The organism is Schinkia azotoformans (genome assembly GCF_035811335.1).
In the GTDB taxonomy this organism is placed as follows: domain Bacteria; phylum Bacillota; class Bacilli; order Bacillales; family Bacillaceae_J; genus Schinkia; species Schinkia azotoformans.
On sequence record NZ_JARSMD010000048.1, the window covers coordinates 14820 to 27148 of the forward strand.

The window sequence follows — 12329 nt, forward strand, 5'->3', positions numbered from 1 at the left end:
CTTTTACTTGGCTTTTATCATCATAAAAAGTTTTGAAGGAGTCCGATTAATTGCTGTCCAACTGTATTCAGTCCGTTTAACCCTGTCCCTAACTTCCCAGCATATTCAATCTTTTCAATCGCATGTTTAACTAAAGAGCGTTTAGGTTTCTCAGATACAACTTCCGCAACAGCAACCTCAATGATTTCCTTAGTATCTTCTTTATCCTCTTTGTCCATATCCAATGCTTCAATAAGTTTATAAAACTCTTCTGCCAATTCCTTCAGGTTTTGAGCTTGTCCGTAATGATTGTTTTGAGTGGCATTCACAGTTCCTTGTCCCTGAGCAATAGCGACTTGTCCACCATTCACACTGATATTGATTTTTCCGTCATCTCCCATGCCTAACCAGACTCCTTTTAGGTAAATTTCAATATGACTTACGAAAAGATGAACAACCCTATCATTAAAGGAAACCACCATATCTTGAAATTTTCTACTTGAGCCATACCAATAACAGATAGATAAGTAATTCTTGCAATGTTCCGCACAATATTTCAGTAATTGATAAATAAAGGAAATTTCGTAATTTTTATCTGGTTCTATAGAGTAGCCTTCATGCATTTCTCTTTCTTGAATGGCCTTTTCTATGTCAAAGGTTAAGGTGTTATGTTCCTGAATGAATTGCCAAATGATAGGGTTGTTTTCGATACAAGATAGAAATCTTTTTAAGTTATCTAATCCATCATCAGCATTCGTTCTTAATAACCTACTTGATACTCTGCGAAATTCTGCAGACATAATCTGAAAATCTTTTTTATCCATCAATTTCTCCATGTTCTTCACCTCCACAATAAGGGCAATATAGCGTGTCATCTATTAGCGATGCCTTTATTTTGCGTTCACAGCAATTTAGCTGATAAGTTTCCATATTGTCAGATTCAATTATTGTTTTAGGGTCGTTCATTTTAAATTTTGGACCTGTCTTTACTTTAATTAGGTCATTATTCTTAAAAGTTTTATCTATGTCATTCATGAATCCATTTAGTAGTTCAAACATATGATTTTCTGCTAATCTCATGCCTTTTTCAATCGCTTCATCTGATAAAAATTCGCTTGGTTCTGTTACTAATCCACAATGGGGGCAAAATATTTCATAGACAGAATCATCTTCAAAGTCATCTCCCAATGCTTTAAACTGCTTATCACAAAAAGGGCATTGAAGGGTTACAAATCCATCATCATCCAATGGAATAGAGAATGGAATATCTATATCCGACATTACAGCTCACCTCAGTTATCACAAAAAAAGTTTACATTTATTATATCATGTATTGTCGTTGAGAATTGGTTGTGGGTGGTTCAATAACTTCTGACCCAGAAAAGAAATCAATGATTATGCTTTTTAGTTTAGGTTAAATAGAGTTTTAATCATTTCTCCATTTGCGATGTAATAGAGGACTTGATATGAAGGGATGCCTTGATGGATTTTTGTGTCAATCGAAGGTTAATGAAGCCTTGGTGCATAAGGGATGAAGGGGCATAGCAACTTGCGGAAAACATAAACCTATATAGGGCTATAAAAATCCAAAAAGTTAAATGATATAAAATTGAATCTTTATTCTAATAAAATGTCAAAGGCCTCCTTTAATTATCCTCCATCTAATGAAAAGTCGTCAATCCACTGCAATAACTAAAGAGAAATATAACAAACAGCCAAGCTGTTAAAGAACTTTTTGAATTATCTAAGTTCATTAAAACTAAGGACAAAGAACATAGAATGATAATCTAAAATTCAAAGGACTATGATTAAAATGAAATTGTCGGACTGCTACCAAATAGCCAAAATAGATTGAAACTAAAAACTACAAAATACCAATAATTTCAGAACACAAGGTAAAATATCCTCTAAATCGTATAAAGAAAACATCATTATTTGTAAAATATTAGGTAAGACGTTGTTCGACACAAACTCAATATTCTAAAGTAATTTTCCGTTTTATACTGTATCCATCAGCATTTATTAATAACGAAGGAGGATGTATAAAGTGGGAAATTTAATAACAACAAGCATATTTGATGATTTAAAAAATCAAATTTTCGATAGAAGCAAATGGGATAATAAGGTGTTTTCAGTCTTTGGATATGAGGCAGGGGCGGGAAAGAGCAGGAACGTACAGAGGTATTTAGCAGAAACAGAAGATAGGGCGTTATACGTGCAGAGATTTTCAAAAGATGGAGAGTTAGATGCTACTGCCGAACGTATTAATACACTGGCTGGAAAAGAAATTGCAGTAGCTTTTACAGGAGAGGATACGAAAAGGAAAAGGGTAAGAAAAAGAGCAATTGAGGCAAGAACCTTGTGTATTACCCATAAAATGTATTCTAATATCTGTAGAGGAGACCATCAGGATTTAATAGAGGGTAGGGTAATTTTGGTGATAGACGAGTACCCAGACCTGTTGGAGCAGATAACCGTAACATATAAGGAGATAGGGCAGTTATGGACTGATATATTTCAATATGGCTTTGCTGAAACAGATGACCTTGCCAGTCTATTAAGGGATATGGCGAATAAATACTCGAATGATTCAGAGATTTTGAAAAATAGGGAAATGGTATTCGTGAGTTTCCAATCAGACAAATATGATAAATACAAAGATGTTATTGGACAGTTGCTAAAAAAGACTAAACAGGCAAGAAAGAGTGAGCATAAAGAATTGCTATTTAAGTTCCAGCAGATTTTGAATAATGGTGCTTATTACTATGAGGGCGGTTTCCATACCTTCGATTCGACACCTAAATTTGCAATGTTGGATTGCAATATCATTCTGGATGCTAATGCATTCGACTATAGATATTCCCTTTCTAATAAATTTAAGGTTATCAAACAACCTAAAATATACGATTATTCACAAGCAGAATTCTACCATTACGATTTAAATACCAGTAAAAGGGCATTAAAGAACTATATAAACCTTACAGAAAAGGCATTAGAGCAAATAGATTTGAAGGATAGTGGTGGTGTGCTGTTCATTACGGAACAAGTGCAAAAGGAGCAAGTTGAGAAAGGAATCGAGGCATACTTCAATGATTCATTGGATGGGGTACAAGAAACATTGAGAATGCCATTAACTGTAGATTACTTCGGTAACTTAATTGGAAAAAACACTTACCGAAATTATAATATGGTTATTGTACAAAAATCCCCGAATTTTGACTATGGGACATACGCCCTCACCAACTTCTTCTACAAATACCATGAAAACCTTCCAATTGCTAATATTTCTATTTTCCAAGATGAAGATGTTGAAAAAGTTAGATTATCAACGATTGCGGGAGAGATATATCAGGCAATCAGACGAATTGCTCGTGATAACCCAGAGGATGCAAAAATTTATGTATTTAATAACAATCAGGGAGTGATAGATATAGTGCTGGAGCAATTGCCAGGCATCCAATATCATAAATGCCAAATCGAAGTAAATAAGATAGGGAAAGAAGCTGGTGCAAAAGATAAAGGAAAAAAGGAAAAGATGCCAACTCAGTTTGATGAAAAGGTAGAAGAGGTTAAAGCCATTCTTACTAACCTTCAGCAATCGGGTAAATCCTATATCAGAAAGAAAGACGTTCGGGTTCAAGTAGGAATAAAGGATGGTGCGAATTTTTCAAAAGTATTGGATGTGTTGCGGCCATTTCTACAAATCAATCAAATCAAAAACCAGGGTCAAAAAATTATTTTCGACTAATACCAAAATGCTTAAAGGGTGTCTTTATGGACATCCTTTTTCTGTTAAATCGGCAATAGTTGTATTGCATGTTTGTTCCGTTCAAGAGTCAGGTGAAGGTGTCAACGGTATCAGTTGAACTGCAGTCGTCTCTATTCATAAAAGATGATAACAATAACTGCTATAGATATCTTAAGTATGACTGTAGTAGTAAAACAATCCGTTATTTGAAAACACTGGATGATATAAAAATGAAACCCCTAACTTTTACATAAGCCAAATGGATAAAGAAAAATGAACATCTTAACGAAAAGTCAGTAGTGCTATTATCCATTTGCTTTGTTTTATACAGTTCCTTTTAATAAGCATATGGTATTGATGTTACAGCAATATATTGAAAGTTAATAGGTATTTTATTTGTGCTATGGCATTTTGATAGACAGGTTTGATTCTTTTGGTAACAAAAGAGCCCTTTTCAATAGAAAAATGACTTTTTATAGATGTAGTTGCCAATATATTTGTTAAGTCCCAGTGGCATTTACAATGTACTATAGCTTTTCGGATACCCACTTTTAGGTGCTACTATGAATTGTATTTGCTGTTCTTTATAGTTTCAAATCATCGTGGATGTTTTATTGTATCAGCTTTTTATTATATTTGTTTTTTTCTATGAAGGCATATGACAATTGCATCAGATGGTTTGGATTTGATGCAGTTTAATTGCAACAAAAGGGTTTTTGCGACATTTCAATAGATAAGTGAAGGCTTTATGTAAAAGTTTTCTGTTTTATTGAAGACTTTAGACTTTTTGGAAGAATGGAATCTTATTTGTGCTATTGGCACATTGTAAAGTGCTTCTACAGGATATTGTTTCATTCATTATGTGGAAGTGCTCAAAAAATTGTATGAAATTCAATAACTCCATTATACAAGAATAAAAATAATACAACTTTTCGATAAATATTTTGACTTAATTCAACACAATTTCTTTCTCATACGAACGTGCAGAACAACATTTCAACGAATTAGTCTAATAAAATTAGTGGGTGTAAAAATTACAATAGAATAGTGTTTGAAACATATTTTTATAGAGTTGAAGTGATAGGAAGGAAAAGTTGTCATGCGAGGTTGAAGGTACTCGAACACTATTCGACCACTTTTCAAATTCAAACGACTGTTAAATTGCTACTATTAGGTTATAAGGAAATAACCAATGAAAGGAGCTGATAGAATGTCCATAGGACAAATTAAAACAGACATCGACCAATTGGAAAGAACGCTGTTCATTTATTCACTTCAACCACTGGCGATAGAAGAGTTGGAGCAAATGCAGGAGATAGTAAAGGCGTTAAAAGAAGTCTTTTTAGAAACGTGCTTTGAAGGCATTAACGTTGCAGAACTGGAAGAAGTCCGATTTAAGTTAGCGGAAATTAGTTACAGCATCATTATTGCTATAAAAGAGCAGTTTCATCAGAGTGTAACGGATGATGTTAGAAAACTTGAAACTTTATACAGAACAGCTTAACGAAGAAACAGTAGATGATTTGGAAGTATATGAGTATCAGGATAATCAGCTAAACAATTTTGAAAATAGTATGATACACGTCAATCTTAAAATAAAGGGGGGAATAAATTAAATGAAGGACCCAAGAGATTTAGATATAACAAAACGAATTAGAAAGCTATCTTTGGAAATAAATCAGCTAACACTAACATTTCCCAAACATGAACTCTATGAAATTGGTAGCCAAATGCGGAGAGCGATGGACTCTATTTATTTGAATTTGTTTGAGGGGAATCCATCAATCTATCCAAAAACTAATATCAAGCATTTAGATTCTGGTATTGGAAGTGCCAATGAAATTAGAGGAGATTTAGACCTCGTTTTAGACAGGAAATATATTTTCGTAGAGAAGTATGAAGAATTAGATAAGGAGTTCAAGGAGATTCAGTATGTTTTAAGGGCGTTAATAAATAAAGAAAGAAGCAAATTGGATAAGTCGGCAATGGTCATTTGAAGAAAAGGTAATATAAGTGGATAAATCGCTAAAATAGTTTAGCCACGTTAAAAGCTCGGACAAAAGTCGCTAAAAAGTTATGTGTACAGTTTTTCAATTCTTAATTTAGCTTAGGGAGCTGTTAGAGCCATATTCTTTTGTTTTTGAAAATAGCCGACTCTCTGCATAACTAACAATTATGTTGAGAGATTATTTTGACAGTGATTTTGCTTGAGAAATGGCGGATTATCACTATAATTAGATTATAGATATAAATTTCAATTTAACAGGCGTTATCGCTTAAGCAGGTTCAACTTTTAAAAAAAGTATGAATTTGGACTTAAGACGATAACGCCTTTTTTGTGCTTTATAGGCTATATCTGAGGAGGAAAATAGATGAATCAGGAATTTATTCAAGAGTTAGAGCGGGAAGGAAAAAGTCCCTTAACTATTCGAGCATACACAAAGGACATACAGCAGTTTCATGAATGGTTATTTGAAACGATTAGTTACGAGACGGATGCAATAACAGAAACAGACCTTCGAGAGTACCGTCAATTTTTAAATCTATTAAAAAAGTTGAAAGTTACGAGCATTAATCGAAAAATCAAAAGCGTTGTCCGTTATCAACGTTTCCTTTATAAGCAGGGCATTTGTAAAGAGGAGGTGGATTTAAAAAAAGTCCTGCAAAAAAATAACATCGAATTTGACTACGATGTAAAAATCGTTGAAAAACAAGATTTGTACAGATTAAAACGAACGATTGAATCGGGAGGAAATAAAAGAGATTCACTTGTGTACTACTTATTATTTGGAACAGGTGTTAGGTGCAGTGAGATGGTGGCGATTGAATTAGATGATATTCATATAACCGAACGGAATGGAAAAAACAATTACAGCTACATAATCATTCGTAATGGCAAGGGGAACAAGGTAAGAAAAGTAAACTTGAATAGTGATGTAGCGAGTGCGATAAAAGCATATTTAGAAGTAAGACCGTCAGTATCCTCCAACAAGTTGCTACAAGGTCAGAGGGGAACGCTAACAAGGTTAGCAATTAATAAACTTTTAGAGAAGTATAGCAAGAAAGCCCAACTTGATTATATTGTCAGTCCCCACATGGCGAGGCATACATTCTGCTCAAATTTGATTAAGGAAGGAAAAGTAGACCCAAAAACTGTTGCCATTTTAAGCGGCCACAGTTCCGTTGATACACTTTACCGCTTTTACGTGAATAGTAGTGCAGAAGATAAACAACGTGCAGTGGATAATCTAAACGTATAAATTATTAAGTTTTATCCTTTAGATATTGTAGGAAGAAATCGAACTTTGACGAGTTTCTTCTATTATATATAGTTCATTTAGTAGTTGGTTTTTAGAAAGGATTGAGAAAAATGCCCGTTTTAAAATACGAACAAACAACAAAGAAAATAGCAAAATTGATAAAAGAAGGATACGGTCAAGGAGAAGGCAAAGATTATCGCCCTTTTATAGATACCATTCGGGTGTCGAGTCGGGGAAGAGTAAGTCGCATCAAAGGGTATAGTGGAAGGGTTCATCATTTTTTATCAGATTCAGAGACAAGATTGTTCTACATATATGAATTTGCAGGAAAGGAAGATATTCGGGAACATTATCCACTGTTAGAAGGTATGGAAGAGATTATTCCTAATTTGGATGAAGAACTACTTAAGCGTTTGGTTAATCAAAAAACTGGAGAGCCACTTATTCTTACAACGACCTTTTTAATCACAGAAAAAGATGAAAAGGGAGAATTGAGGTATTTTGCCAGGTCCGTAAAGGATTACAGGCAGTTAGAAAATAAACAGGTAATCGAACGCTATGAAATAATGAAAAAATATTGGGAAGGCAGGGGAGTAGATTACGGAATTATTACGAATAAAGAGATACCTTTGATGGTTGCAAAGAATATAGAATTCATTCATCCATTTTTCCATTTAGAAGAATACGGTATTGGTGATGAAATGCAGGTATTTCTTAAGAACCGTCTTGTTAACATGATTGGGAATAGTGAAACAAGGCAAATAAACGAAATTCTAAGTATGTTTGATAGTGAATTTAATATTGAGCAGGGAACAGGAATTGCAATTTACAAACATCTTTTATCCAGGAAAATTCTAAGTGTAAATATGAATGAAGCAATCTCATTTAATCAACCATGCAATTCAGTTCAAATTTTAACAAAGGCAGAGGTGGGCGATAATGCTTCTAACTATAAATATGTTAATCAAATATAGAAATGAGCCAAACAGCATTGAAAGGATAATCTTCATAGATGAAAAATATGACTCTTGCTTTCTAATTAATGTTTTTGATAACACATTGCCAAAGATTAAAAAAATTTGGGAGATTGAGGATGGTTTAGCAATTGGAGAAGTTATTGTATTAGAGGATGACCCTTTTAATTTGATTATTAGAGAAGAGGACATCACTGAAAAAGCCAAAACATTGAGGAACGAAGCATGGGAAATTATTAATCAACTTTTAAGTTATGGGGTTATTAATCTTTTGGATTCCAAAACAAGGAGTGGAGTCGTTAAGAAGGTTTCCGAAGATTTAAGGGTAAATTCAAAGAAAATAAATCGTTATTTAAAACGATACTGGAAGCGAGGAATGCACATAAACGCATTGTTACCCAGCTTTCACAATTGTGGTGGTTTTGGCGTTCAGAAGAATAGTGGTGATAAAAAAAGAGGTCGCCCAAGAGAAATGGAGGGGATTATGGGTGAGGGTGTAAACATTGACCAAGATATGAAAGAAAAATTCCAGCTTGGAATAACCAAGTTCTATCTTCGCCAAAATAATGTGACTGCCCGTTATGCCTTTGAGCAAACCATTAAAGAATATTTTAGAGACGTGCTGGAAAATACCCCAGATAAGTTGCCTACATATAATCAATTTTTATATTGGCTACGAAAAAATGAAAATTTATCTAATCGTCTTATAAAAAGGCATGGGAAAAGGAACTACGAATTAAAACACCGCCCTGTTCTGGGAAGTGTACAGCAGGAAGTCCGTTCACCAGGGCAAAAAGCCCTGATTGATTCAACAACCAGTGACGTATATTTATGTAATGAATTCGACCACTCTATTATCGGAAGAGCAACAGTCTATTTCGTAAAGGATATATTCTCCAGGATGATTCTATCTGTCCACGTTTGTTTGGAGGGACCTAACTTTGAACAAGCAAGAATTGCACTAATGAATATGGTTGAGAACAAAGTGGATTTTTGCAAAAGGTTTGGGGTCGAAATACAGGAAAGTGAATGGCCTACAGCTCATTTACCTGAATGTATAGTGGCAGACAGGGCAGAATTATTATCTCATGCTTCAACTTTGCTAACGGAAAGATTAAATATAAAAATTGAAAACTCTGCCCCATTCAGAGGCGACTTCAAAAGTTTGGTGGAACAGCAATTTGCTATACTTAACCGTCAAGTAAAACCGATTCTTCCTGGTGCTGTACAATCAGATTTTAAAGTTAGGGGGGCAAAGGATTATAGGTTGTCATCAGTGCTAACACTTAAGGATTTAACGAAAATCGTCATATTATGTGCCATTCACTACAACAATAACTTTGTAATAGAAAACTATATACGAGATGAAGAAATGATTAAAGGTGACGTTTCTCCTATACCTGTAAAACTATTTGAATGGGGTATGAAAAATAGAGCAGGAAAGCTAAGAACGATAAGTAAAGAACAGCTAATGCTGACTCTCTTGCCTTCTGCCCATGCTTCAATAACTGAATTCGGAATAAAATGGAATAATATGTATTTTACTAATGAAACTGCCTTGAGGGAGCAGTGGTTTGTTGAATCGAGATATTCTGGAAGGAAAAAGGTTAGGATTACCTATGACCCAAGAGATGTTGGAATCATTTATCTGCATAACAAGGATAAACACAGTTTTGAACGATGCTTTTTATTAGAACATCAATCACGTTATAAAGAGAAAACACTGGAAGATGTAAATTATTTGCAAAAAATAGAGATGCAAAACAAACAACAACATAAAAAATCAGGGTTAAAAGAGAAAATCAACTTAATGGAACAAGTCGAGGAAATTGTAAAAGAGGCTGAAAAGAAAAGCAAAAAAGATAGAACAAATATTAGTAAAAATCAAAGATTAAAAAGCATTAAGGAAAATCGAAAACAGGAAATAGAGCGAATCCGTAAAGAAACCGTACAAGTGGACCATGCTTCATTAATTAAGAAGCAAGTACATGAAGAACTTAATGAAGCTGATAAAGTAATAGATTTCCCAGATGATTTGCAGTTGCTAAGAAAATTTCAGCAGAAGGGATTGGGAAATAAAAATGAATAGTACATTTATCCATGCAAATTATAGTGACCAAGTAATAGAGGAATATAAAGGCAATCCCTTAATCGAAGCATTGCCTCCAATCTATTCAAAGGAAGAAGTAATTGCTAAATTAAGTTACTACCCTATGTTTGATGTATCGGAAAGAGAAATGGAGAGCCATCACCGCTTTCATTTAATTCAACGTCTATTCAATATCTATCAGGTATTCCCTAATGCGTTATTTTTGAACGAAAAAATAGGTACGATTATTCGACAAGGATATGTTGGGAGAAATCCGTTAAAACCAGAATTTGCAAAAGGGTTTACAGAAGAATTACCTGAAATTCAGAATCAGAATCAAATATGGATAAATGATACTTCACCCAAAAGTATGAGCATTATCGGAATCTCTGGAAGCGGAAAAACATCGACAATGACAAGAATACTACAAGGTTATCCCCAAGTGCTTGTGCATTCAAACTACAAGGGTAATCCTTTTTCATTTACTCAGTTAGTTTGGTTACAACTGAATTGTCCGCATGACGGTTCTGTAAAAGGGCTTGTAAATCAATTTTTTATATCAGTAGACAATATCTTAGGTACAGAATACTTTGATAAATTCGGAAGGTCAAATAAGTTATCTGTGAATACTCTAATGCCCATTATGACAACTGTATGTAGGGGGATAGGTCTTGGTTTTATTTCCATAGACGAAGTTCAACACCTTAGTTTAAAAGGAGGAGGGGCAAAAATGATGCTCAATTTCTTTGTAACTTTAAGTAATATCTTATCAATTCCTATCTGTCTAATAGGGACTCCATCTGCTATGAATGTTTTACAAAGAGAGTTCCGTCAAGCAAGGCGAGGAGGAGATATGATATTTGACCGCATGGAGAATGATGCCTACTGGCGATTGTTCGTTGAAACAATTTGGAATTACCAGTGGGTTCGGAAACCAGTAGAGCTAACGGAGGATTTTGTAAATTTATTGTATGAAGAAAGTCAGGGAATCATTGATACAGCTTTAAAGCTGTATTCACTCAGTCAACTTCGAGCAATCGCAACGAACAGAGAGGAACTTTCAATAAGACTAATTAAACAGGTAGCAAGGGAGAATTTGAAACTGATTCAGCCCATGCTAAAGGCTTTACGTAATGGAGATATTCATGAAATGGCAAAATATGAGGATATATATTTTCCTTTTGAAACTGCAGTTGAGAGGGAACGAATAGAATTAGAGAAAAATAGCTTTATTAATGCAACGAAGGCGATAAACAATACAGTATCTAAGGAGCAGTTGCAGGAGGAGGCGATGTTTCGTCTAAATCTATTAGGTTTGTCAAAGGAAAAAGCAAAACATGCAATTAAATTAGCTCTCAAAGAGCACCAAGTTAAGGATGTTAATGAGTTGGCAAGGTTAGCTTATCAATATTTTTTATCTAATATGCAGGAAAATAAAGAGGAACTAAAAGAAGAGTCAAGCCCTAACTTGCGAACAATTGTCAAAGAGGGGAAAGAACAAGGTCTATCTGCATATCAATCCTTGAAACGGGCTGGTATTATCAAATCCCTGGAAGGGGTTGTGTAAATTGGGCCTTCCATTCTTTACTTCGCCTTACCCAGATGAATTGTTTTATAGTATTTGTTCCAGATTTCATAAAAGAAGTGGAAATATACATGAAAAAGCCACAATAGAGGATTTATTTTCGAGTCGAAGTATAACAGCTTCGGCTTTTCTGCCATCTGGCATTAATGCGTTAATTGCAAATATGCCTCCATTCGCAGATTACACTGCGGAACAGTTTATTTTTAATCATACGTTGTATCCTTTTTATTCTGCATTTTTACCTCCAAAACGGGCGGGGCAAATCTACCAGTCTATGTTGAGTGATGGTGGAGGAGATATTTATGTAAAGTCTGGGATAAATGCAAGTGGTGTTCCGCAAAATAAATACCTAAGATTTTGTAAGCAGTGTTTTGAAAGTGATGTTGCGAAGTATGGAGAGCCTTTCTTCCATAGACTTCACCAAATAAGCGGATTAGAATGTTGCTTGGAACATATTACTCCATTATATAATAGCTCAGTTTTAACAAGTGGAGGAGCGAAACATCGATTTGAGTTCCCAACAACAGAGAATTGTGTTGCAAGTGAAAAAACAAATGTTTTAAATTCTATTCCTGAAGCGGTAACGGAAAAGTACATAGTACATATAAAAAAAATGGCTTCCTTAATTCTCGCTCTTTTAAATAAAAGATTTGTAAATAAAGAGTTGCAATGGTGTAAACGGGCACATTATTCC

The 12329-nt window shown here is 34.4% G+C and carries 10 protein-coding genes; 8 read left to right on the plus strand and 2 right to left on the minus strand.

Annotated elements, in window-relative coordinates:
* Window positions 1–20: 20 nt before the first annotated feature.
* Together P9E47_RS21330 and P9E47_RS21335 are read right to left on the minus strand one after the other, a co-directional pair.
* The gene (locus tag P9E47_RS21330) at window positions 21–815 is read right to left on the minus strand and encodes a hypothetical protein (RefSeq protein ID WP_326164858.1); all 795 of its coding nucleotides are present in this window, start codon (window positions 813–815) and stop codon (window positions 21–23) included.
* Complete coding sequence (locus tag P9E47_RS21335) at window positions 796–1260, minus strand: TFIIB-type zinc ribbon-containing protein (RefSeq protein WP_326164860.1); 465 nt, start codon at window positions 1258–1260, stop codon at window positions 796–798. The genes P9E47_RS21330 and P9E47_RS21335 overlap by 20 nt, the downstream gene beginning before the upstream one ends.
* Before the next feature lie 766 nt (window positions 1261–2026).
* On the opposite strand from P9E47_RS21335, the gene P9E47_RS21340 reads away from it, so the two are divergent.
* From P9E47_RS21340 to P9E47_RS21375, 8 genes are all read left to right on the plus strand, one after another.
* Window positions 2027–3727 (plus strand): hypothetical protein, encoded by a 1701-nt coding sequence (locus P9E47_RS21340; RefSeq protein WP_326164863.1) that lies wholly within the window; start codon window positions 2027–2029, stop codon window positions 3725–3727.
* A 1210-nt stretch (window positions 3728–4937) separates the two neighbouring features.
* Complete coding sequence (locus tag P9E47_RS21345; RefSeq protein ID WP_326164864.1) at window positions 4938–5231, plus strand: hypothetical protein; 294 nt, start codon at window positions 4938–4940, stop codon at window positions 5229–5231.
* A gap of 112 nt (window positions 5232–5343) precedes the next feature.
* Window positions 5344–5724: a four helix bundle protein gene (locus P9E47_RS21350; protein WP_326164867.1), complete on the plus strand. Its 381-nt coding sequence runs from the start codon at window positions 5344–5346 to the stop codon at window positions 5722–5724.
* Window positions 5725–6099: 375 nt separating this feature from the next.
* Entirely contained in the window at window positions 6100–6987 is an 888-nt protein-coding gene (locus P9E47_RS21355; RefSeq protein ID WP_326164870.1) for a tyrosine-type recombinase/integrase, read from the plus strand.
* A gap of 110 nt (window positions 6988–7097) precedes the next feature.
* A complete protein-coding gene (locus tag P9E47_RS21360; protein WP_326164872.1) occupies window positions 7098–7961 on the plus strand; it encodes a TnsA endonuclease C-terminal domain-containing protein in 864 nt (287 codons plus the stop codon).
* Window positions 7927–10050 (plus strand): Mu transposase C-terminal domain-containing protein, encoded by a 2124-nt coding sequence (locus P9E47_RS21365; RefSeq protein ID WP_326164874.1) that lies wholly within the window; start codon window positions 7927–7929, stop codon window positions 10048–10050. Before P9E47_RS21360 ends, P9E47_RS21365 begins: the two co-directional genes overlap by 35 nt.
* On the plus strand, window positions 10043–11617 hold the full coding sequence (locus tag P9E47_RS21370) for an ATP-binding protein (protein WP_326164877.1): 1575 nt from the start codon (window positions 10043–10045) through the stop codon (window positions 11615–11617). Before P9E47_RS21365 ends, P9E47_RS21370 begins: the two co-directional genes overlap by 8 nt.
* A gap of 1 nt (window position 11618) precedes the next feature.
* Window positions 11619–12329: TniQ family protein (locus P9E47_RS21375; protein ID WP_326164880.1), on the plus strand; the 711-nt coding region annotated here is incomplete at its 3' end.

Coding starts and splice junctions, on each gene's coding strand:
- P9E47_RS21330 (WP_326164858.1), bottom strand. CDS start 815: ATGGAGAAATTGATGGATAAAAAAGATTTTCAGATTATGTCTGCAGAA.
- P9E47_RS21335 (WP_326164860.1), bottom strand. CDS start 1,260: ATGTCGGATATAGATATTCCATTCTCTATTCCATTGGATGATGATGGA.
- P9E47_RS21345 (WP_326164864.1), top strand. CDS start 4,938: ATGTCCATAGGACAAATTAAAACAGACATCGACCAATTGGAAAGAACG.
- P9E47_RS21350 (WP_326164867.1), top strand. CDS start 5,344: ATGAAGGACCCAAGAGATTTAGATATAACAAAACGAATTAGAAAGCTA.
- P9E47_RS21355 (WP_326164870.1), top strand. CDS start 6,100: ATGAATCAGGAATTTATTCAAGAGTTAGAGCGGGAAGGAAAAAGTCCC.
- P9E47_RS21360 (WP_326164872.1), top strand. CDS start 7,098: ATGCCCGTTTTAAAATACGAACAAACAACAAAGAAAATAGCAAAATTG.
- P9E47_RS21365 (WP_326164874.1), top strand. CDS start 7,927: ATGCTTCTAACTATAAATATGTTAATCAAATATAGAAATGAGCCAAAC.
- P9E47_RS21370 (WP_326164877.1), top strand. CDS start 10,043: ATGAATAGTACATTTATCCATGCAAATTATAGTGACCAAGTAATAGAG.